General features: G+C 57.6%; 20 protein-coding genes. 2 read left to right on the top strand and 18 right to left on the bottom strand.

Annotation, left to right across the window (positions count from 1 at the left end; all coding sequences use genetic code 11):
• Nucleotides 1-120 precede the first annotated feature (120 nt).
• The 4 genes from EJA70_RS10440 to EJA70_RS10425 all read right to left on the bottom strand — a co-directional run bounded on the left by EJA70_RS10440 (nt 121) and on the right by EJA70_RS10425 (nt 3,830).
• Nucleotides 121-849: a dienelactone hydrolase family protein gene (locus EJA70_RS10440; protein ID WP_158830684.1), complete on the bottom strand. Its 729-nt coding sequence runs from the start codon at nt 847-849 to the stop codon at nt 121-123.
• 68 nt (nt 850-917) lie between these two features.
• The gene (htpG, locus tag EJA70_RS10435) at nt 918-2,822 is read right to left on the bottom strand and encodes a molecular chaperone HtpG (protein WP_158830683.1); all 1,905 of its coding nucleotides are present in this window, start codon (nt 2,820-2,822) and stop codon (nt 918-920) included.
• Nucleotides 2,823-2,904: 82 nt separating this feature from the next.
• On the bottom strand, nt 2,905-3,357 hold the full coding sequence (locus EJA70_RS10430) for a PaaI family thioesterase (protein WP_105709280.1): 453 nt from the start codon (nt 3,355-3,357) through the stop codon (nt 2,905-2,907).
• Entirely contained in the window at nt 3,354-3,830 is a 477-nt protein-coding gene (locus EJA70_RS10425) for a PaaI family thioesterase (RefSeq protein ID WP_158830682.1), read from the bottom strand. Before EJA70_RS10425 ends, EJA70_RS10430 begins: the two co-directional genes overlap by 4 nt.
• 158 nt (nt 3,831-3,988) lie before the next feature.
• Between EJA70_RS10425 and EJA70_RS10420 the strand changes: the two genes are divergently transcribed.
• Nucleotides 3,989-4,225, top strand: a complete 237-nt coding sequence (locus EJA70_RS10420; RefSeq protein ID WP_008082962.1) for a hypothetical protein — start codon at nt 3,989-3,991, stop codon at nt 4,223-4,225.
• Nucleotides 4,226-4,303: 78 nt separating this feature from the next.
• Here the strand turns inward: EJA70_RS10420 and EJA70_RS10415 are convergent, their stop codons facing one another.
• From EJA70_RS10415 to sdhC, 14 genes are all read right to left on the bottom strand, one after another.
• Nucleotides 4,304-4,894 (bottom strand): hypothetical protein, encoded by a 591-nt coding sequence (locus EJA70_RS10415; protein WP_256677662.1) that lies wholly within the window; start codon nt 4,892-4,894, stop codon nt 4,304-4,306.
• A 74-nt stretch (nt 4,895-4,968) separates the two neighbouring features.
• The gene (locus EJA70_RS10410; RefSeq protein ID WP_256677661.1) at nt 4,969-5,829 is read right to left on the bottom strand and encodes a hypothetical protein; all 861 of its coding nucleotides are present in this window, start codon (nt 5,827-5,829) and stop codon (nt 4,969-4,971) included.
• Nucleotides 5,830-5,916: 87 nt separating this feature from the next.
• Nucleotides 5,917-6,318, bottom strand: a complete 402-nt coding sequence (locus EJA70_RS10405; RefSeq protein ID WP_158830680.1) for an MAPEG family protein — start codon at nt 6,316-6,318, stop codon at nt 5,917-5,919.
• The gene (locus EJA70_RS10400; protein WP_158830679.1) at nt 6,318-7,055 is read right to left on the bottom strand and encodes a DUF599 domain-containing protein; all 738 of its coding nucleotides are present in this window, start codon (nt 7,053-7,055) and stop codon (nt 6,318-6,320) included. The genes EJA70_RS10405 and EJA70_RS10400 overlap by 1 nt, the downstream gene beginning before the upstream one ends.
• Nucleotides 7,056-7,307: 252 nt before the next feature.
• Complete coding sequence (brnQ, locus tag EJA70_RS10395) at nt 7,308-8,621, bottom strand: branched-chain amino acid transport system II carrier protein (RefSeq protein WP_158830678.1); 1,314 nt, start codon at nt 8,619-8,621, stop codon at nt 7,308-7,310.
• A gap of 446 nt (nt 8,622-9,067) precedes the next feature.
• A complete protein-coding gene (sucD, locus tag EJA70_RS10390; protein ID WP_158830677.1) occupies nt 9,068-9,949 on the bottom strand; it encodes a succinate--CoA ligase subunit alpha in 882 nt (293 codons plus the stop codon).
• Complete coding sequence (sucC, locus tag EJA70_RS10385) at nt 9,949-11,115, bottom strand: ADP-forming succinate--CoA ligase subunit beta (RefSeq protein WP_007919879.1); 1,167 nt, start codon at nt 11,113-11,115, stop codon at nt 9,949-9,951. Before sucC ends, sucD begins: the two co-directional genes overlap by 1 nt.
• A gap of 182 nt (nt 11,116-11,297) precedes the next feature.
• Entirely contained in the window at nt 11,298-12,734 is a 1,437-nt protein-coding gene (gene lpdA, locus EJA70_RS10380) for a dihydrolipoyl dehydrogenase (protein WP_008082973.1), read from the bottom strand.
• Nucleotides 12,735-12,843: 109 nt separating this feature from the next.
• Nucleotides 12,844-14,064 (bottom strand): 2-oxoglutarate dehydrogenase complex dihydrolipoyllysine-residue succinyltransferase, encoded by a 1,221-nt coding sequence (gene odhB / locus EJA70_RS10375; RefSeq protein WP_053118490.1) that lies wholly within the window; start codon nt 14,062-14,064, stop codon nt 12,844-12,846.
• Nucleotides 14,065-14,105: 41 nt separating this feature from the next.
• A complete protein-coding gene (locus tag EJA70_RS10370) occupies nt 14,106-16,937 on the bottom strand; it encodes a 2-oxoglutarate dehydrogenase E1 component (protein WP_053118487.1) in 2,832 nt (943 codons plus the stop codon).
• Between the two features lie 251 nt (nt 16,938-17,188).
• Nucleotides 17,189-17,893 carry a succinate dehydrogenase iron-sulfur subunit gene (locus tag EJA70_RS10365; protein ID WP_158830676.1) on the bottom strand — a complete coding sequence of 235 codons (705 nt, stop codon included), beginning with the start codon at nt 17,891-17,893 and terminating at the stop codon, nt 17,189-17,191.
• An 11-nt stretch (nt 17,894-17,904) separates the two neighbouring features.
• Nucleotides 17,905-19,677 (bottom strand): succinate dehydrogenase flavoprotein subunit, encoded by a 1,773-nt coding sequence (sdhA, locus tag EJA70_RS10360; protein ID WP_008077944.1) that lies wholly within the window; start codon nt 19,675-19,677, stop codon nt 17,905-17,907.
• A gap of 3 nt (nt 19,678-19,680) precedes the next feature.
• On the bottom strand, nt 19,681-20,049 hold the full coding sequence (gene sdhD, locus EJA70_RS10355) for a succinate dehydrogenase, hydrophobic membrane anchor protein (RefSeq protein WP_003222999.1): 369 nt from the start codon (nt 20,047-20,049) through the stop codon (nt 19,681-19,683).
• On the bottom strand, nt 20,043-20,417 hold the full coding sequence (gene sdhC / locus EJA70_RS10350) for a succinate dehydrogenase, cytochrome b556 subunit (protein ID WP_017127965.1): 375 nt from the start codon (nt 20,415-20,417) through the stop codon (nt 20,043-20,045). Before sdhC ends, sdhD begins: the two co-directional genes overlap by 7 nt.
• A 363-nt stretch (nt 20,418-20,780) precedes the next feature.
• On the opposite strand from sdhC, the gene gltA reads away from it, so the two are divergent.
• Nucleotides 20,781-22,070 (top strand): citrate synthase, encoded by a 1,290-nt coding sequence (gene gltA, locus EJA70_RS10345; protein WP_008077946.1) that lies wholly within the window; start codon nt 20,781-20,783, stop codon nt 22,068-22,070.
• Nucleotides 22,071-22,707 lie beyond the last annotated feature (637 nt).

Raw genomic sequence — 22,707 nt, 5'->3', positions numbered from 1 at the left:
GCTCCCACAGGTTTTTCGCGTCGAATGGATATTCCGCAAACGACTCGAAAACTGTGGGAGCTGGCTTGCCAGCGATAGGGCCTCGTCAGGCACCACAAAGATCAGCGCCTGATACTTCAATCAACCTTTAAACACTTCATCCAGCAAATCATGCATCGACTTGAAGGCGCGCTTGGCGGTCTTCGCGTCGTACATCATCTTGCCGGGCACATTGGCATGCGGATCGGTAAACGAGTGCACTGCACCGCCGTAGCTCAGCAGTTGCCAATCGACTTTCGCCGCGTTCATCTCGTCTTCAAACGCCGGCAGTTGTTCCTTCGGCACCAACGGGTCGGAAGCACCGTGCAACACCAGCACCGCGCCCTTGATGTTTCGCGCATCAGCCGGATTCGGCGAATCCAGCGTGCCATGGAACGACACCGCCGCTTTCACCGGCGCACCGGTACGCGCCAGATCCAGTGCACAGCAACCGCCGAAGCAGAACCCGAACACCGCCAGTTTCGACGTGTCCACCGCCGCCTCGCCCTGCTTCTGCAACTGCTCGAACGCCGCCTGCATACGCGTGCGCAGCAACGCACGGTCGTCCTTCAACGGCATCATCGCCGCGCCAGCCTGATCAGCGTTTTGCGGACGCACAGCTTGACCGTAAACGTCTGCGATCAACACCACGTAGCCCTTGGCCGCCACCGATTTGGCGATCTCTTCGGCACCGGCGCTGACGCCCATCCAGTTCGGCGCCATCAACAAACCCGGGCGCGCGCCCTTATGCTCGGCGTCAAACGCCAAACGACCTTCATAAGGCTGGCCGTCGATCTGATAGACCACGGAACGTACAGTGACTTGGCTCATTTCTGACTCCTGATTTGCTAAACACCAGAATGAAAAAACCCGCCGAAGCGGGTTTTTCTGCAACTTGGTTAAACCGACAGTTCAACCAGCAGCTTGTTCAGGCGGCGCACATAAGCGGCCGGATCCTTCAAGCTGTCGCCGGCAGCCAAGGCTGCCTGATCGAAGAGGATGTGCGACAGGTCGCCAAAACGCTCTTCGCTCTGCTCGCCGTCGAGTTTCTCGATCAGCGGGTGGCTTGGGTTGAATTCGAAGATCGGCTTCGAATCCGGCACCTTCTGCCCGCTGGCTTCGAGGATCTGACGCATTTGCAGACCCAGATCCTGCTCGCCGATGGCCAGAATGGCCGGCGAATCGGTCAGACGATGGGATACGCGGACTTCCGCCACCGAATCGCCCAGCGCGGTTTTCAGACGCTCAACCAGACCTTCTTTGGACTTGGCGACTTCTTCTGCAGCTTTCTTGTCCTCTTCCGAGTCCAGATTGCCCAGATCGAGGTCACCGCGTGCCACGTCGACAAAGGTCTTGCCGTCGAACTCGCTGAGGTAGCTCATCAGCCACTCGTCGATGCGGTCGGTCAGCAGCAGCACTTCGATGCCTTTCTTGCGGAAGACTTCCAGGTGCGGGCTGTTCTTGACCTGCGCGTAGGTTTCGCCGGTGAGGTAATAGATCTTGTCCTGACCTTCCTTGGCGCGGGCCAGGTAGTCGGCCAGACCAACGATCTGCTCGCCGTCGTCGCCATTGGTCGATGCGAAACGCAGCAGACCGGCAATTTTCTCTTTGTTGGCGAAGTCTTCTGCCGGTCCTTCTTTCATGACCTGGCCGAAGTTCTTCCAGAAGCCTTTGTATTGCTCAGGCTCGTTTTTCGCCAGTTTTTCCAGCATGTCGAGCACGCGCTTGGTCAGCGCGGTCTTCATCGAATCGATGATCGGGTCTTTCTGCAGAATCTCACGCGACACGTTCAGCGACAGGTCGTTGGAATCGACCACGCCTTTGATGAAGCGCAGGTACAGCGGCAGGAAGGACTCGGCCTGATCCATGACGAACACGCGTTGCACGTACAGCTTCAGGCCTTTCGGCGCTTCACGCTGGTACAGGTCGAACGGTGCGCGGGCCGGCACGTACAGCAGCGAGCTGTACTCGAGCTTGCCTTCGACTTTGTTGTGGCTCCAGGCCAGCGGGTTTTCAAAGTCGTGGGCGATGTGCTTGTAGAACTCCTGGTATTCCTCGTCCTTCACTTCAGTGCGCGGACGAGTCCACAGAGCGCTGGCGCGGTTGACGGTTTCCCATTCAGCGACCGGCGCCTCTTCACCTTCAGCAGGTGCGACTTCTTTCGGCAGCTCGATCGGCAACGCAATGTGATCGGAGTACTTCTTGATGATGTTGCGCAGACGCCAGCCATCAGCGAATTCGTCTTCAGCCGCTTTCAGGTGCAGGACGATTCGGGTGCCGCGCTCTGGCTTGTCGATGGTGGCGACTTCGAACTCGCCCTCGCCTTTCGACGACCAGTGCACGCCTTCGCTGGCTGGAGTACCGGCGCGACGGCTGTACACGTCAACCTGGTCGGCCACGATGAACGCCGAGTAGAAACCCACGCCGAACTGGCCGATCAAGTGCGAATCTTTCTTCTGATCGCCCGAGAGGTTTTTCATGAAATCGGCAGTGCCGGATTTGGCGATGGTACCCAGGTGGGTGATCACATCGTCACGGTTCATGCCGATACCGTTGTCTTCGAGGGTGACGGTCTTGGTGTCTTTGTCGAAGCTCACACGGATTTTCAGGTCAGCGCCACCTTCGAGCAACTCTGGCTTGGCCAGGGCTTCGAAGCGCAGCTTGTCGACAGCGTCAGAGGCGTTCGAGATCAATTCGCGAAGGAAAATTTCCTTGTTGGAATACAGCGAATGGATCATGAGGTGCAGCAGCTGCTTTACCTCGGTCTGGAAGCCCAGGGTTTCCTTTTGAGTTTCCACACTCATGGTCATCAAACTCCAATCAGATGGCAGTGGCCGCGACCCGAAATGGTCGGCAGCGGGTTGTCTTGTGAGTTTGGGGCGCTGTTCAGGATTTCAAGGGCTCATCGATTTTGAAGTGCGCCCGCGCGGTGGCAATCGGTTCGCTTTCGGTACTTTGCCAGGCTGTGATGGCGACGTTGGCCACCCGCCGTCCCTGCCGACACACCTGACATCTGGCCCAGGTATCGCGGAACTGCCCGGCGCGCAGATAATCGAGGGAGAAGTCGATAATCTTCGGCACGCCCGGCGTTTCGGTAAAAATCAGCAAATGAAGCGCCGCCGCCAGCTCCATGAATCCGGCGATCACCCCGCCATGAATGGCCGGCAATAAAGGGTTACCAATGTTGTCTTTGTTCGCTGGCAGCTTGAACAACAAGTCATCACCGACGCGCGAGCATTCGATGCCGATCAAACCGGCGTAAGGGATCAATTGCAACAACGGCGCGTAGTCGCCCTGCTGATGAGCTTGCTGCAGTTGCTGCTTGAGGTCATCGCTCATTGCCCTGCTCCCTTTATCACGCCGCCGAAGCCTTTGGTGCCTTTAAGGCCTTTGGCCATACGCATGAAGGTACCGACGACATGGGCGATGGGCTGTTCGGGATCGTCCTGATAGGCGAAACCACGGGCAAAGATCACATCAGTAGTCACCCGATAGCATTGGGCGAAACCATAGACGTCTTTGTTCGGTTCAGCGGCATGCATATAGTCGATGCGTAGATCGAGCGTTGGACAGACTTCGAACTCCGGCAACACGCACAGGGTCGACATCCCGCAGGCGGTGTCCATCAATGCAGTAATCGCGCCGCCGTGAATGACACCCGTCTGGGGGTTGCCGACGATTTTTTCACTGTACGGCAAGATCACCGTGAGCCCTTCCGCAGAAGCACTGTGCACCGCTAAGCCGAGCACCTGGCAATGACGCAGTGCCGATAAAAATCGCGTCGCGCGCTCAAAAACGGGGTTTTCGGACATTTGATAATTACTCTCGTTAGAGCCAATTGCCAGTAGTGAGCAATACAGCAAAAGTTCCCGGTAAAAACAAACTTATATATCTGAAAGAAATGAGGAACTTAACCCTCAGCGCCAAGCTCTTAAGGCCAGTAGTTATTTTCCATAAGGAGAAACACCCCATGCGTAAGACTTTAGCTATTGCCTTGATGTTGACCGCTTCCCTCGGTCTCGCTGCCTGCGATAAAAAATCCGAGGACAAAGCTCAAGATGCCAACCAACATGCTGAACAAGCTCAGCAAGACATGAACAAAGCTCAGGATAAAGTGAACGACGCTGCGAAAGAAAACGCCGAAGCTGCCAAAGCTCAGGCTGAATCGAACGCTGCTGCGCAAGACGAAGCTGCCAAGAAGCAATAACTCGCTTTTTGCTGCAGAAAAAAGAAAACCCGCCTAGTGCGGGTTTTCTTTTGCCTGTGATTTATTGCCAGGTCAGCGTTACCCGCCACTAGTTGGCGGCGGCTGAAAGGCACAGTCCCCAGGATACCCCGGTCGTCCATCACACACTTTCAAACAACCCATGTCGTTATTGAACTTGGCACTGACAGAGAGTGCATAACCGTACTGCGGCGTTGTCACGTTCAAAGACGTTGCACAGGACGTCTTGTCGTCAAAGCGAAACGTGATCGTTTCATGCCGCTTACGACGTTCAAACAACAACGCGAAGGTATGGCCACTGTTCCACATTGATTTCGTCGGCACGACAAAACGATAGCGTTGTTCATCCAGACGCTGGCCGAATACCTTGAAATCGCTGCGGCCATTTTCAATCCCGGCTTTCGGGTAGGGAATGGGCAGGATGTAGGGCAGCCCGGTCAGACCCTGTTTGACGTTCAGGCCTTTCTGAAAATAAGGCACTTCGATGTGCGGGATACCGCCGTAAGTGATGCGCTCATCGCCGTGAAATTTATTCTGCAATGGCTGGTAATCCGGGGCCAGCGCGAACTCGACGTCAAACGTCAGCAGCGCCTTGCTGGCATCCAGATTCTCCGAGAGAAACTCTCTGTCGGTTGCGCCATTGTCACTCACGCAACCTCCCAGCGATGCCGCCATTGCCATCAACAGCAAGAGGCCGTCACCAGACCGTGAATTGTTCATCAGGCTCAACGCTCGGAAAGAGGTAATGCGGGACCGAGGCCGCGGCCAATCAGTTCCCATGAGTCGTTTTTGGCCTGCCAATGGAAGCGCTGTGCAAACCAGGCAATCTGCATGTCCCGAGCCTGTCGGTGATTATTAACGTGGGGCACGCCATCCTTGATCGCCTGGGCCGCTTGCGCATAAGCGCTTTTGAAGATGTCGGCCAATTCACCGACATTGGCATCGGCCGGCAATTTATAAGCGGCTACAAGGCCGTCCTCGCGCCCGGCCACCAGTATTTCCTTGAAGCGCAGATACGCGGCCACCTTATTGTCGGGAGACACCGACATCAGCGTCCCGACAACCCGGTAACCGCTGCCTTTGACGGCGGTGTCGAACCACAACACCTCACCGGTTCGAGTATCCAGCGCGAGGCCTGATTCGGCGAACAGCAACAGGTCCTCACGACCGGGTTGCGGCACACCCCAGTCGGGAAAATTTTCATCCTGGAGCGGGCTGAGCAGGCGTGACAGCGGCGTGCCGTTTTGCACGCTGATCAGCAGTGTGCCGACGCTGTCGGCGCGTGAAGTGATCGCCAGAAGCATCGGCTGGCCTTCATGTTGCGCCTGGATCGGCCGCACACCCTTGACGACGTTCACGCCGAAAGGCCAGTACTCCTGCGAGCGAAACACGATGGTGTAGTGCGGCCCCGGACCATACAGACTGTTTTGCGCCGGGCGAATGAGGAAATCGCCCAGGCGCTTTGCCCCGGGCACCTCTGGTTGGGGGGATGGCGCAGCCTGCACTAGCGCAGTCCCCAGCATTAGCGCCCCTATCCACCCGCCGAATCGGCGCAAGGGTGATTTACGCGGTTGAAATCCGTTCAAGAACTGCCTTCCATGAAAAACCGACGCCGGAGGTTACAACGACACTCGGCTGATGCCCAATAGCCTGTCTGGCCGGCAGCTCTTCGCTCAGAGCAATACCGTTCTGAACGTCGGACTGACCATCAGCAACAACGAACACACCAGACCGACCAGCCACACCAGACTGCGCAATTTGGGCAGATCGGCGAGGTAGAACCACAAATAGATGATTCGCGCGATGACAAAGACGATCGCCAATGTATCGATCAACCATCCCGCCGTTTGGGTGGTGTGCGCCATCAGCACACCCACCGCAAACAGAATGAATGCCTCGATGCTGTTCTGGTGCGCCGCCAGCGCCCGCGCGCCGTAACCGGTCAGTTGCGCCTGTTGCTGGCGCGGCAGGTGATTGTTGTAGCCGCCCTGCTCTTTCATCGCCTTGCCCACCGGCATGCGCGCGATATAAATCAACAATGCACTGATAAACACACACCAGAACGGAATACTCATCAAACGACCTCTTTGTTTGTCTCGGAAATGGGGGCTTCTGTAGGGGTATAGACCATCACATCGAGAACGTCGGAATGAAACTCGCGTCGGTACAGCACCAACACCACACCGGCGCTCATCAACATGAACAGCCATGGGCTGACGAACCACGCCAGCATGGTCATGCCGAAGTAGTAGGAGCGCAGGCCGAAGTTGAACTGGTTGGCCGCCATCGAAATCACCCGCGCCGCCCGCGCAGCGAACGCCTTGCGTTCCTGCTCGGAGACATGCCGCTCACCGATCATCGGTGCCGAACCGACCAGCACCGCCGCGAAGTTGTACTGACGCATGCACCAGCTGAAGGTGAAGAACGCGTAGACGAACACCATCGCCAGGCACAGCAGCTTGATCTCTGACATGCCTTGCGATGCTTGCTGCACCATCGGAATGTCTGCGAGCAACGACACCGCGCGCTCGGATGCGCCGAGTACGGTGAGAATGCCGGCGAGGATGATCAACGTACTGGAGGCGAAGAACGAGGCGTTGCGCTCCAGATTGCCGATCACGCTGGCGTCGGCGATGCGGTTGTCACGCAGCAGCATGCGGCGCATCCAGTCTTCGCGGTACAAGTGCAGCACGCTGGCCAGGCACGCGGTGTCGCGGCCTTTCCAGGAGGCATAACGGGTGTAACCGCCCCAGCAGATGACAAACCAGCACGCGGCGAGCAAGTGGATCAGATTGGCCTGGATGAACGACATGCAATTCCCTTGAATACGTGACCTTGTAGGAGCAAAGCTTGCTCGCGAAAGCGGCGTTTCTGTCGACATCAATGTTGAATGTCAGATCGCTTTCGCGAGCAAGCTCTACTCCTACAAAAAGCGATGCAACCCTTCGACGTTGGTTCAGGGAAAAAGACACTGCCTGACGCGCATAAAAAATGCCCCGTATCGTTTGATACGGGGCATTTCTGTTTAAGCGCTGAAGACCCGCTTGTGGCGGGTCAGCCAACGTCAGGCAACCGCTTCGCTGCGCTTGCCCAGCAGGCGATCGCAAACCACTGCAACCACCAGGGTCATCACGCACGGCACCAGCCACGCCAGGCCCTGCTCGCTCAGCGGCAGGTGCGACAGCTGCGTCGGCATCCAGTCAGCCAGACCGGCGCCTTTCAGCGCATCAATACTGCCGAACAGGAACGACACCAGCATCACCGGGCCGAGAATACGCCCGTGTTCATGCCAGAAGTCTTTGCAGAAGCTCAGCGCCACCAGCACGATGCATGGCGGGTAAATCGCCGTCAGCACCGGAATGGAGAAGGCGATCAGCTTGGTCAGGCCGAGGTTGGATACCAGCAACGAGAACGCTGCAAGGATGATCACCAGGGTCTTGTACGACAGCGGCAGCACGCGGCTGAAGTATTCGGCACAGGCGCAGGTCAGGCCGACCGCCGTTACCAGGCAGGCCAGCGAGATCAGCACCGCGAGGAAACCGCTGCCCAGCGAACCGAAGGTGTGCTGTACGTAAGCGTGCAATACCGCTGCACCGTTGGTTGCACCGACGGCCACTTCATGGCTGCCGGAGCCGAGGCGGAACAGGCTGACATACACCAGCGCCAGACCGACACCGGCGATCAGGCCAGCGATGATCGCGTAACGGGTGATCAGCTTCGGCGACTCGACGCCACGGGAGCGAATAGCGTTAACGATGACGATGCCGAACACCAACGCGCCGAGGGTATCCATGGTCAAGTAACCATTGATGAACCCTTGGGAGAACGGCGCCGCGACGTATTCCGGCGTGCCTTGGCCGATGTCACCGGCCGGCAAGGCGAATGCAGCGATACCCAGCACTGCCAGCGCGATGATCTTCAGCGGCGCGAGGAAACGGCCGACGGTGTCGAGCAAACGCCCAGGGTAGAGCGAAATGAAGAACACCAGCAGGAAGTACACCGAGCTGTAGAGGAACAGCGCCAGCGGGCTTTCGCCAGTCAGCGGCGCCAGGCCCACTTCAAACGAAACGGTCGCGGTACGCGGGGTGGCGAACAACGGGCCGACCGCCAGGTAGCATGCAGCCGCCAGAATGCCGCCGGCGACCTTGCCGATCGGGCTGCTCAGCGCGTCCATCGCCCCACCGACCTTGGCCAGTGCAACGACAGTGATCACCGGCAGACCCACTGCGGTGATCAGGAAGCCCAGTGCGGCCATCCAGACGTGAGGTCCGGCCTGCAAGCCAACGATAGGCGGGAAGATAATGTTGCCAGCCCCAACGAACAGGGCAAATGTCATAAAGCCAAGTGCCAGGATGTCCTGACCTTTCAAAACTTTCATTAAGGTAATACCACACTACTGAATCGGAATTTAGAGGGGGATTGCCCTGTGTAATTAGGGAAATGCTGTCGATCCGTATGGGACTGACCCTTAAAGCGCGTTGCATGCCTTGTGGGCGGCAGACGCAAAAATGGCTGCTAGCCTAACGAATTTGGCTTACAAACGCACTGTTAGAGGGCGAACTATCCGATACGCGACGTTTTTGTGTCGCGTTTACGTATCTATTTTTCGTTGGGATGGCAAAGATCAAAAGATCGCAGCCTGCGGCAGCTCCTACATGGAATTGCATTTTCAGGGCGAACGGTCGGAATGCATTCATGGCCGGCAACCATCATCCCTGTAGGAGCTGCCGAAGGCTGCGATCTTTTGATCTTCTGATCTGCAGAAACGACAAAGGCCACCCGAAGGTGGCCTTTGTTTGGTGAAGCGTCAGCTAAGCGCGAGGCTTACTTGACAGCCCAACCGGTCAGCTCGGCCAGGGCCTTGCCGATGTCTGCCAGCGAACGCACGGTTTTAACGCCTGCGTCTTGCAGTGCAGCGAATTTCTCGTCTGCAGTGCCTTTGCCGCCAGAGATGATTGCGCCAGCATGGCCCATGCGCTTGCCCGGAGGAGCAGTCACACCAGCGATGTAGGAAACAACCGGCTTGGTCACGTGTGCCTTGATGTAGGCAGCCGCTTCTTCTTCAGCCGAACCGCCGATCTCACCGATCATTACGATCGCTTCGGTCTTCGGGTCTTCCTGGAACAGCTTCAGGATGTCGATGAAGTTCGAACCCGGGATCGGGTCACCACCGATGCCGACGCAAGTCGACTGACCGAAACCGGCGTCAGTAGTCTGCTTCACAGCTTCGTAGGTCAGGGTGCCGGAACGCGAAACGATACCGACCTTGCCTGGCAAGTGAATGTGACCTGGCATGATGCCGATCTTGCATTCGCCTGGGGTGATCACGCCTGGGCAGTTAGGGCCGATCAGGACAATGCCCAGATCGTCGCAAACTACTTTGGCATCCAGCATGTCCAGGGTAGGAATGCCTTCGGTGATGCAGACGATCAGCTTGATGCCGCCGAATGCCGCTTCCAGGATCGAATCTTTGCAGAAAGGAGCCGGAACGTAGATCACGCTGGCGGTAGCGCCAGTGGCCGCTACTGCGTCTTTAACGGTGTTGAACACTGGCAGACCCAGGTGCTCGGTGCCGCCTTTGCCAGGCGTAACACCACCAACCATCTTGGTGCCGTATTCGATGGCTTGCTGGGTGTGGAAACTACCTTGCGAACCGGTAATACCCTGGCAGATAACTTTGGTGTCTTTATTGATCAGGACGCTCATTATTTGCCCTCCGCAGCTTTGACAACTTGTTGAGCAGCGTCGGTCAGGCTGGTAGCAGCGATGATGTTCAAACCGCTTTCTGCCAGTACTTTAGCGCCCAGCTCAGCGTTGTTGCCTTCAAGGCGAACAACAACCGGGATTTTCACGCCGACTTCTTTCACAGCGCCGATGATGCCTTCGGCAATCATGTCGCAGCGAACGATGCCGCCGAAGATGTTGACCAATACTGCAGCGACGTTGGTGTCGGACAGGATGATCTTGAACGCTTCAGTTACGCGTTCTTTGGTAGCGCCACCACCTACGTCGAGGAAGTTGGCTGGCTTGCCGCCATGCAGGTTGACGATGTCCATGGTACCCATGGCCAGGCCAGCACCGTTGACCATGCAGCCGATGTTACCTTCCAGCGCTACGTAGTTCAGTTCGAACTTGGCAGCGTGCGCTTCGCGCGGATCGTCTTGCGACGGATCGTGGAAAGTCTTCAGCTTAGGCTGACGGTACATTGCGTTGGCGTCGATGTTGATCTTGGCGTCCAGGCAGTGCAGATCGCCGTCAGCCTTGATCACCAGCGGGTTCACTTCCAGCAGAGCCAGGTCGTGATCCTTGAACAGCTTGGCCAGACCTACGAAGATCTTGGCGAACTGAGCAACCTGCTTGCCTTCCAGACCCAGCTGGAATGCCAGCTCGCGACCCTGGAATGGCTGAGCGCCAACCAGTGGATCGATAGTGGCCTTGAGAATTTTTTCTGGAGTGTCGTGAGCGATTTTCTCGATGTCCACGCCACCTTCGGTGGAAGCCATGAACACGATGCGACGGCTCGAACGGTCAACGACAGCGCCCAGGTACAGCTCTTTAGCGATATCAGTGCACGATTCAACCAGGATCTTGGTGACTGGCTGGCCATTGGCGTCAGTCTGGTAAGTCACCAGACGCTTGCCCAGCCACTGCTGTGCGAAGGCTTTGGCGTCTTCTTTGCTGCGAACCAGCTTGACGCCGCCCGCTTTACCGCGACCACCAGCGTGGACCTGGGCTTTGACAACCCACTCACTGCCGCCGATTTTGTCGCAAGCTTCTGCTGCTGCTTCCGGGGTGTCTACTGCGTAACCAGTGGAAACTGGCAGGCCGTATTCAGCGAACAGCTGCTTACCCTGATACTCGTGAAGATTCATGCTTTTTACCGTCTTCGTTAGGTACTGCGCATTCGGCGCTGCGCTCGATTGAGTGCCGCGCCACCTGTGACTGCTGCTTGCGTAGCTGAGCTACGCAAGACTGCGTCCAGCGGACATTCCGCGGTGAGACTTGCTCGCAAGGCTCACGACGGGCCGTTACCGCCGTGGTTTCTTATTGTCTGTTAACGCTTTTTGCGGTTGGCAATGTGGATGGCGCCGCCATTCACCGCCAAAGCAGCTTCGTGCAAAGCTTCAGACAGGGTCGGATGGGAGAAAACCATCATGCCCAGGTCTTCAGCGCTGGTGCCGAATTCCATACCGATCGCGCCCTGCTGAACCAGTTCTGCAGCGCTCGGGCCAATCACGTGCACGCCCAATACGCGGTCAGTCTTGGCATCAGCGATGACCTTGACGAAACCACCGGTATCGTTGGCGGCCATGGCACGGCCGGATGCGGCGAACGGGAAGGTGCCGACGTTAACTTCAACGCCTTCAGCTTTCAAGGCCTGCTCGGTTTTGCCAACCCACGCGATTTCCGGGTGAGTATAAATAACCGAAGGGATCAGGTCATAGTTCATCTGGGCTTTGTGGCCCTTGATGCGCTCGACAACCATGATGCCTTCTTCCGAAGCTTTGTGCGCCAGCATCATGCCGCGAACCACGTCACCAATGGCGAAAACGCCCGGAACGGTGGTCGCGCAGTGATCGTCAACGTGCACGAAACCGCGCTCGTCGAGGGTCACGCCGCTGTCGGAAGCCAACAGATCAGTGGTCACCGGACGGCGACCAACGGCTACGATCAGCTTGTCGAAAGTGATGGTCTGTTCGCCGTTGGCATCGGTGTAGTTCACAACGACTTCGTCGCCATTCACTTTCGAGCCGGTTACGCGAGCGCCCAGTTTGATGTCCAGACCCTGTTTGGTCAGGGTTTTCAGCGCTTCCTTGGAAACAGCGGTGTCCGCTGCCATCAGGAAAGTGTCCAGTGCTTCGAGGACAACCACTTCCGAACCCAGACGCGACCACACCGAACCCAGTTCCAGGCCGATCACGCCAGCGCCGATCACGCCCAGACGCTTAGGTACGGTCTGGAATTCCAGAGCGCCAGTCGAATCGACGATGACGTTCTGATCAACCGGAGCCGGTGGAATGTCGATCGGGCGCGAACCTGGAGCCAGGATCACGTTTTCAGCTTCGATGATTTCAACCGAGCCGTCTGGCTTGGTGACTTCGACTTTCTTGCCAGCCAGCAGTTTGCCGTGGCCCTGGATCGAAGTAACGCCGTTGGCCTTGAACAGGGTGGCTACGCCGCCGGTCAGGTTCTTGACGATGCCAGCCTTGCGGCCAACCATCGCAGCGACGTCCATTTTGACTTCGCCGGTCGAGATACCGTGAACGTTGAAGCTTTCTTTCGCTTCCTTGTATTTCCAGGAGCTGTCGAGCAGTGCCTTGGAAGGAATGCAGCCCACGTTCAGGCAGGTGCCGCCCAGAGCTTGCTTGCCTTCAGCGTCGGTGTACTTCTCGATGCAGGCAGTGGTCAGACCCAGCTGCGCCGCCTTGATGGCAGCCACGTAGCCACCAGGGCCAGCACCGATCACTACTACGTCAAATTTCTGCGACATTCAAAAAATCCTCTTTAGCAATAAAGCTACAAGCCGCAAGCGACAAGCTCCAAGCCCACCCCGCTCGCTTTGAGCTTGTGGCTTGAAACTTGAAGCTTGCCGCTGTTTTTTAGATATCCAGCAACAGACGCGCCGGATCTTCCAGCAGGTTCTTGATGGTCACCAGGAAGGTCACAGCTTCTTTGCCATCGATCAGACGGTGATCGTAGGACAGTGCCAGGTACATCATCGGACGGATAACGACCTGACCGTTGATGGCCATAGGACGCTGGATGATGTTGTGCATGCCCAGAATCGCTGCCTGCGGCGGGTTGACGATCGGGGTCGACATCATCGAACCGAAGGTACCACCGTTGGTGATGGTGAAGGTACCACCGGTCATCTCGTCCATCGACAGTTTGCCGTCACGGGCTTTTTTGCCGAATGTTGCGATGCCGCCTTCGATTTCAGCCAGGCTCATCAGTTCGGCGTTACGCAGAACCGGAACAACCAGGCCACGGTCGCTGGAAACGGCAACGCCGATGTCAGCGTAGCCGTGGTAAACGATGTCAGCGCCGTCGATCGAAGCGTTGACAGCCGGGAAGCGTTTCAGCGCTTCGGTAGCAGCCTTGACGAAGAACGACATGAAGCCCAGGCGTACGCCGTTGTGCGACTTCTCGAACAGGTCTTTGTACTTCGAACGCAGGGCCATGACTTCAGTCATGTCGACTTCGTTGAAAGTGGTCAGCATCGCCATGTTCGACTGAGCTTCAACCAGACGCTTGGCCACGGTGGCGCGCACGCGGGTCATCGGTACGCGTTTCTCGATGCGGTCGCCAGCGGCGAACACAGGAGCGGCGGCCGAAGGAGCAGCAGCTTTGGCAGGCGCGGCAGCCGGAGCGGCTTTCTTGGCAGCAACAGCAGCGACTACGTCTTCCTTGGTCACACGACCGCCTTTGCCGGTGCCGGCAACGGAAGCGATGTTGATGCCGTTTTCTTCAGCCAGCTTGCGCGCAGCAGGAGCAGCAACAGGATCGTCTTCGCCTTCAGCAGCAGCTGGAGCAGCGGCAGCGGCCGGAGCAGCAGCGGCGGCTGGAGCAGCGGCAGCAGCGCCGCCCGCTTCGATGGAGCCCAGCACTTCGTCGGACAGAACGGTGTCGCCTTCGTTCTTGACGATTGCGCCCAGCACGCCGTCGGCGGTAGCCAGAACTTCCAGTACGACTTTGTCAGTTTCGATGTCGACGATCAGGTCGTCACGCTTGACGGCGTCGCCCGGTTGTTTGTGCCAGGTGGCAACGGTGCCATCGGCAACCGATTCCGGGAAAGTGGGGGCTTTGATCTCGATAGCCATTATCTGTAGTTCCTTAATTCGGTTTCAGGTGCGCGAAGGCATTAAATGGTAAACGCGGCTTGCAGGAGTTTTTCCTGCTGCTCGGCGTGCATCGATGCGTAACCACAAGCAGGTGCAGCAGAAGCCTCACGGCCCGCGTACTCAAGTACGAGAGACTTGTCGAGGTTCCCGATGCTGCGACGCAAGTGGTGTTGGCTGCAGTACCAGGCGCCCTGGTTCATCGGCTCTTCCTGACACCAAACGGCATTTTTGACGTTGGTGTACGGAGCCAGGACTTCTTTCAAGTCGTCCTCAGGGAATGGGTACAGCTGCTCGATACGCACGATGGCAATATCTTCACGGCCTTCGGCACGGCGTTTTTCCAGCAGGTCGTAGTAGACCTTGCCGCTACACAGAACCACACGCTCGACCTTTTTCGGGTCCAGAGTATCGATTTCCGGGATCACGGTCTGGAACGAACCTTCGGCCAGATCTTCCAGGGTCGAGATGGCCAGCTTGTGGCGCAGCAGCGACTTCGGCGTCAGCACGATCAACGGTTTGCGCAGCGGACGAATCACCTGACGACGCAGCAAGTGGTAGATCTGTGCTGGCGTGGTCGGTACCGCTACCTGAATGTTGTGCTCGGCGCACAGCTGCAGGTAACGCTCAAGACGTGCCGAGCTGTGCTCAGGGCCCTGACCTTCGTAACCGTGTGGCAGCAGCATGGTCAGACCGCAGAGACGGCCCCACTTGTGCTCGCCGCTGGTGATGAACTGGTCGATCACAACCTGTGCACCGTTGGCGAAGTCGCCGAACTGGGCTTCCCAGATCACCAGCGCGTCTGGCGTGGTGGTCGAGTAACCGTATTCGAATGCCAGTACCGCTTCTTCCGACAGGAACGAGTCGTACAGGTCAAAGCGTGGCTGACCGTCGTACAAGTGCGCCAGCGGAATGTAGGTGCCCGCGTCTTTCTGGTTGTGCAGCACAGCGTGACGGTGCGAGAACGTACCGCGGCCGATGTCCTGACCAGTCATGCGAATCGGGTGACCTTCAAACGCCAGGGTCGCGTACGCCATGGTTTCGGCGTAACCCCAGTTGATCGGCAGGCCGCCGGCTTGCATTTTCTGACGGTCTTCGTAGATCTTCGCAACCTGACGCTGAACCACGAAGCCGTCCGGAATTTCCAGCAGCTTGGCGGACAGTTCTTGCAGGGTCTTCAGATCGAAACGCGTGTCGTGACGCGCAGTCCAGGCGTGGCCCAGATACGGACGCCAGTCCACGAACAACTCTTTGTTCGGCTCTTTGACCAGCGATTTCACTACGTGCAGACCGTTGTCCAGCGCGTTGCGGTATTCGTCGACTTTCGCCTGAACACGCTCAGCGTCGAGCACACCGCCCTGGGTCAGACGATCAGCGTACAGCTCACGGGTGGTGCGCTGCTTGGTGATCTGCTGATACATCAGAGGCTGGGTGCCGCTTGGCTCGTCAGCTTCGTTGTGGCCGCGACGACGGTAGCAGACCAGGTCGATCACCACGTCACGCTTGAACTGCATGCGGTAGTCGATGGCCAGCTGGGTCACGAACAGCACGGCTTCCGGATCATCACCATTCACATGGAGGATCGGCGCCTGGATCATCTTCGCAACGTCGGTGGCGTACTCGGTGGAACGCGAGTCCAGCGGGTTGCTGATGGTGAAACCAACCTGGTTGTTGATCACGATGTGCACGGTACCGCCGGTCTTGAAACCGCGGGTCTGCGACATCTGGAAGGTTTCCATGACCACGCCCTGACCTGCGAAAGCAGCGTCACCGTGGATGGAGATCGGCAGAACCTTCTCACCGGTCGGGTCGTTACGACGATCCTGACGGGCGCGCACCGAACCTTCTACCACCGGGGAAACGATTTCCAGGTGGGACGGGTTGAACGCCATGGCCAGGTGAACTTCACCGCCGGCGGTCATCACGTTGGACGAGAAGCCCTGGTGGTATTTAACGTCACCGGAACCCAGCTCGACCTTCTTCTTGCCTTCGAACTCGTCGAACAGCTCGCGCGGGTTCTTGCCGAAGGTGTTGACCAGTACGTTCAGACGGCCACGGTGGGCCATGCCGATGACGACTTCCTTGGTGCCGTAGGAACCGGAACGCTGGATCAGTTCGTCGAGCATCGGAATCAGGCTTTCGCCGCCTTCCAGACCGAAACGCTTGGTGCCCGGGTATTTGGTGCCCAGGTATTTTTCCAGGCCTTCACCGGCAGTCACGCGCTCAAGCAGGTGGCTCTTGATGTCGGCGGAGTACGTCGGACGACCACGCACGCTTTCCAGACGCTGCTGGAACCACTGGCGCTGCTCGGAATCGGTGATGTGCGTAAATTCAGCGCCGATGGTGCGGCAATATGTCTGCTGCAACGCTTCGTGAATTTCGCGTAGGCTCGCTTCCTCTTTGCCGATGAACAGGTCGCCGGCACGGAAGGTCGTATCAAGATCGGCATTGGTCAAGCCGTAATGATTGATCGACAGGTCTGCAGGTGCAGGACGCTGCCACAGCCCCAGCGGGTCAAGCTGGGCTGCCTGGTGGCCACGCATACGGTAGGCCTGGATCAATCGCAGCACTTCAACTTGCTTCTTCTCGTGCTCACTGCTCACGCTGCCGGCGGAAACCGGTTGGGCGCGGCGCTGGTTCTTTGCCAGCAGCACGAAATGATCGCGAATTGTGGAGTGCGAAACATCAGTGGCAGAGTTGCCGTCGGCGGGCAACTTCTGAAAGTAGGTGCGCCACTCTTCTGGCACAGCGTTAGGGTCGTGCAGGTAGAGCTCATAAAGCTCTTCCACATAGGCAGCGTTTCCACCTGAAAGGTAGGCGCTGTTCCACATGCGCTGCATCACGCTTTCTTGCATGCTTGGTCACCCTCGGTTAGGGGAACACCATCGATGTCGACACCGAGCAAACTTGCAGAAGTCCGAATGCAGCGACTAAAACAAGCCACTTAGGATCACACTGATAGTCCGGGTACCAGCCCGGATGCCCCTGCTTGTCTCATTTCTTCAAAATAAGAGCGGCAGCTTGTGGCTACTGCTCTGGTTATAGCCATGACGCGGGTTGAAGCCCGCGCCACAGCCTCTACGGCACAGCGGTTACAGCAGCTGAATCACACGCCGCTCGAAAGCAACATGTTACGGATGTGACCGATGGCCTTAGTCGGGTTCAGGCCTTTCGGACATACGTTGACGCAGTTCATGATGCCCCGGCAGCGGAAAACGCTGAACGGGTCATCGAGTGAAGCCAGACGCTCGGTAGTCTTGGTGTCACGGCTGTCTGCCAGGAAGCGATAAGCTTGCAGCAGTGCAGCTGGACCCAGGAACTTGTCCGGGTTCCACCAGAAGGACGGGCAAGAGGTCGAGCAGCAAGCGCACAGGATGCACTCGTACAGACCGTCGAGCTTTTCGCGCTCTTCTGGCGACTGCAGACGCTCGATGGCCGGAGCCGGCGTGTCGTTCTGCAGGTAAGGCTTCACCTTCTCGTATTGCTTGTAGAAGATGCTCATATCGACGACCAGGTCACGGATAACCGGCAAACCTGGCAGCGGACGAACGATCAACTTGTTACCTTTTACAACGGCAGACAGCGGCGTGATGCACGCCAGACCGTTCTTGCCGTTGATGTTCATGCCGTCGGAGCCGCAAACACCTTCACGGCAAGAGCGACGATAGGAGAAACCCTCGTCCTGCTCTTTGATCAGGGCCAGTACGTCCAGCACCATCAGATCTTTACCACCGGTATCGATCTGGAATTCCTGCATGAACGGCGCGGCGTCCTGATCAGGGTTGTAACGATAAACGCTGACTTGCAACATGGCGGCCACCCTTAATAAGTCCGAATCTTAGGTTCAAAAGTCGGAACAGTCTTCGGCGAGAAGTTCACGGCACGCTTGGTGACGCGCTTGTCACCCGGGAAGTACAGGGTGTGGCACAGCCAGTTTTCGTCGTCACGGTCTTCGAAGTCTTCACGGGCGTGAGCACCGCGCGACTCTTTGCGGACTTCAGCGGCGATGGCGGTAGCTTCAGCCACTTCCAGCAGGTTCTGCAGTTCCAGCGCTTCGATACGGGCAGTGTTGAACGCCTGCGACTTATCGTTGATTTTCACGTTGGCGATGCGGGTACGCAGGTCAGCAAGCTGAGCAATACCTTTCTGCATGTATTCGCCAGTACGGAATACACCGAAATAGTTCTGCATGCAGTTCTGCAGCTCGCGACGCAGGGTTGCCACGTCTTCGCCATCAGTACGGCTGTTCAGCGCGTTCAGACGCGACAGGGCAGCTTCGATGTCGGCTTCGGTAGCGTCGTCGTATTCAATGCCGTCGGTCAGCGCCTTTTCCAGGTGCAGGCCGGCAGCGCGGCCGAATACCACCAGGTCGAGCAGCGAGTTGCCGCCCAGACGGTTGGCACCGTGAACCGATACGCAAGCCACTTCGCCTACAGCGAACAGGCCCGGGATGATCTTGTCGACGCCTTCAGCGTCCTGGGTGATCGCCTGACCATGAATGTTGGTGGCAACGCCGCCCATCATATAGTGGCAAGTCGGAACAACCGGAACCGGCGCAACAACCGGGTCAACGTGTGCGAAAGTCTTCGACAGTTCGCAGATGCCTGGCAGACGGCTGTGCAGCACTTCCTCGCCCAGGTGGTCGAGTTTGAGCAGTACGTGGTCGCCATTCGGACCGCAACCGTTGCCGGCGATGATTTCTTTAACCATCGAGCGAGCAACCACGTCACGACCGGCAAGGTCTTTGGCGTTCGGAGCATAACGCTCCATGAAACGCTCGCCGTGCTTGTTGATCAGGTAACCACCCTCACCACGGCAACCTTCGGTCACCAGTACACCGGCGCCGGCGATGCCGGTCGGGTGGAACTGCCACATTTCGATGTCTTGTACCGGCACGCCAGCACGCAGAGCCATGCCGACGCCGTCACCGGTGTTGATCAGGGCGTTGGTGGTGGACGCGTAGATACGACCTGCACCGCCGGTAGCCAATACGGTGGCCTTGGCGCGGATGTAGGTGGTTTCGCCGGTTTCGATGCAGATCGCGATCACACCGACGAAGTCGCCTTCCTGGTTTTTCACCAGATCGACAGCGTAGTACTCGTTCAGGAACGTGGTACCGGCTTTCAGGTTGCCCTGATAAAGGGTGTGCAGCAGTGCGTGACCGGTACGGTCGGAAGCGGCGCACGTACGGGCAGCCTGCCCGCCTTTGCCGTAGTCCTTGGACTGACCGCCGAACGGACGCTGATAGATGCGGCCCTGTTCGGTACGCGAAAACGGCATGCCCATGTGGTCCAGCTCATAAACAGCAGCCGGGCCTTCCTGACACATGTATTCGATAGCGTCCTGGTCACCGATGTAGTCGGAACCCTTGACGGTATCGTACATGTGCCAGCGCCAGTCATCGTTCGGGTCAGCGGACGCGATTGCGCAAGTGATGCCGCCCTGAGCGGATACAGTGTGCGAACGGGTCGGGAAAACCTTGGTGATCACGGCAGTCTTGTGACCGCCCTGCGCCAGTTGCAGCGCAGCGCGCATGCCGGCACCGCCACCACCAATAATGATGGCGTCGAAAGAAATCGTTGGAATGTTAGCCATGACTCAGATACCCCAGAGAATCTGCACACCCCAGACGAAGTAAGCGAACATCGCAACGCCGCATACTGCCTGGAAAAGGAAACGTATCGCCGTTGCGGACTTGCCGAACGCCATTGGCGTCAGGTAGTCGGTCGCAATGGTCCACATGCCGACCCAGGCGTGAGCGCCGAGGGCAACAAGGGCCAGGAGGCTGAAAATACGCATCCCGTTGTGGGCGAACAGTTCATGCCACTGGGCGTACTCGAGGCCAGGGTGGGCCACGACGTATCCGATCAGAAAGATGAAGTAAGCCGCGAGAACGACCGCAGACACACGTTGCGCCATCCAGTCATAGAGGCCCGAACGCGACAGGTTCGTGACGTTAGTTACCATATCCAAACTCCTGCCAGAACGATTACCACCACGGAAACGGCGATAACGATTTTCGAGCCCAGTTTGCCGCCTTCCAGCGTCTCACCGATGCCCATGTCCATGATCAAATGGCGCACACCGGCTACCAAGTGATACAGCAGAGCGGACAGGATGCCCCAAATCACTAGCTTGGCTAGCGGACTGGTCAGACACGCTTTCACCTGACCGAAGCCTTCCTCGGAGCTCAGCGACTTGTCCAATGCGTAAAGCATGATGGCCAGGCTGACAAAGAGGATGACACCGGAGATACGGTGAAGAATGGACGTGTAAGCAGTGACTGGGAGTTTGATGGTCCTTAGGTCTAGGTTTACAGGTCGTTGGCTTTTCACGGCTTTTTTTTCACACTGAAGAGCCCCTAACAATCAGGGCAAAGTTGTTGGGGAGTGCACTGGTCAGGTAACCACCACCCAGGGATGCGACCCCCAATGAAAGCAAGCCCAAAAGCCCTTGGCGGTCGGTGGCCGAGTATAGACAGTTAGGCTACTAATGACAACGCAATCACCTACCCCCAATAGCTGATTGCACAAGTTGCATAAAAGGCGTAAATGGCAGTCAATTTCGAGGAAAAAGTGCGCTTAAAGCCTTCTGGAGCAAGACTTTAGGCAAATTGACATTCGAATTTATCTCACTATAGTGGTGCGGGCCCTGCGTGGGGGGTCTGTCTGATGGTTCAAGCATAAATAGGAGGCCACATGGCTGACAAAAAAGCGCAGTTGATCATCGAGGGCGCAGCCCCCGTCGAGCTGCCCATTTTAACCGGCACCGTTGGTCCCGATGTAATCGATGTTCGGGGCCTGACGGCCACGGGCCGCTTCACTTTCGACCCGGGTTTCATGTCGACCGCTTCGTGCGAATCGAAGATCACCTATATTGACGGCGACAACGGCATTCTGTTGCACCGCGGCTACCCGATCGAACAGCTGGCTGAAAAGTCGGACTATCTGGAAACCTGCTATCTGCTGCTCAACGGCGAACTGCCGACCGCAGAACAGAAGGCCCAGTTCGTCAGCACCGTGAAAAACCACACCATGGTTCACGAGCAGCTGAAAACCTTCTTCAACGGCTTCCGTCGCGACGCCCACCCAATGGCCGTCATGTGCGGTGTAGTCGGCGCCCTCTCGGCCTTCTACCACGACTCCCTCGACATCAATAACCCGCAGCATCGCGAAATCTCCGCGATCCGTCTGGTTGCCAAGATGCCGACCCTGGCAGCGATGGTTTACAAGTACTCCATGGGCCAACCCATGATGTACCCGCGCAACGACCTGACGTACGCGGAAAACTTCCTGCACATGATGTTCAACACCCCGTGCGAGATCAAACCGATCAGCCCGGTGCTCGCCAAGGCCATGGACCGGATCTTCATCCTCCACGCCGACCACGAGCAGAACGCTTCGACCTCCACCGTGCGTCTGGCCGGCTCTTCGGGTGCCAACCCGTTCGCCTGTATCGCCGCCGGTATTGCCGCACTGTGGGGCCCTGCCCACGGCGGTGCGAACGAAGCCGTGTTGACCATGCTTGACGAGATTGGCGATGTGTCGAACATCGACAAGTTCATCGCCAAGGCCAAGGACAAGAACGATCCTTTCAAACTGATGGGCTTCGGTCACCGCGTTTACAAAAACCGCGATCCGCGTGCCACCGTGATGAAGCAGACCTGCGACGAAGTGTTGAAGGAACTGGGCATCAAGGACGACAAGCAACTCGAACTGGCCATGCGCCTGGAAGAGATCGCCCTGACCGATCCGTACTTCATCGAACGCTCGCTGTACCCGAACGTCGACTTCTACTCGGGGATTATCCTCAAGGCGATCGGCATTCCTACCAGCATGTTCACTGTGATCTTCGCCCTCGCACGTACTGTTGGCTGGATTTCGCACTGGAAAGAGATGCTCTCCAGCCCGTACAAGATTGGCCGTCCGCGCCAGTTGTATACCGGTTATGAGTCGCGTGATCTGACCAAGCTGGAAGACCGCAAATAAGACCTGTCTTGCGATAACGTCTTAAGTTGTACCGGGAACGGCCTCTATTTATATAGGGGCCGTTTTTGTTTGTTTGGACTCAGCGGCCTGTGGGCCGACTGGATTTGAGGGTTGGGTGTATATCCGTTTTTGCGGGTGCTGCCGCTGGCGGTTTCGCTCTTACAGCGACTCACTTTTCCAAACGCCGGAGTGCCGGCCCAGCGAAAAGTAAGCAAAAGGCTTTGCCCCTGGCGTACGGCACTTCGCTGAGGCTCAGTGTTCCCTCGCTACGGTGTCCATCCGGGGGCATCGCCTACGGTTTGCTTCGCTGCACCTCCTCTCGATGTATGCGGCTTCGCCGCACGGCGCTGCGCGCCTACCCCCTGATGAATACCTCCGCTCGGCCTGCCGATGGGGCAAAAAATCAAGATCAAAAGCCAAAGCAGATCAAAAGATCGCAGCCTTCGGCAGCTCCTACACGGGATGAGCGTTAGCTCGGATGAAGCTTTTGATCTTGATCCACGGGCGACATCGGAAGGCTGAGTGGAGGGATTGATCCGGGGGTGGGAGCGCAGCGACCGTTTGGCGCAGCCAAACACAGCGAGAGGAGGTGCAGCGAAGCAAACCGTAGGCGCTGCGCCCGGATCGATCCCGGAGC

The organism is Pseudomonas sp. PB103 (assembly GCF_009764635.1).
GTDB lineage: Bacteria > Pseudomonadota > Gammaproteobacteria > Pseudomonadales > Pseudomonadaceae > Aquipseudomonas.
The sequence above is the reverse complement of the archived record's forward strand: the minus strand, read 5'-3'. Positions and strand labels throughout refer to the sequence as shown.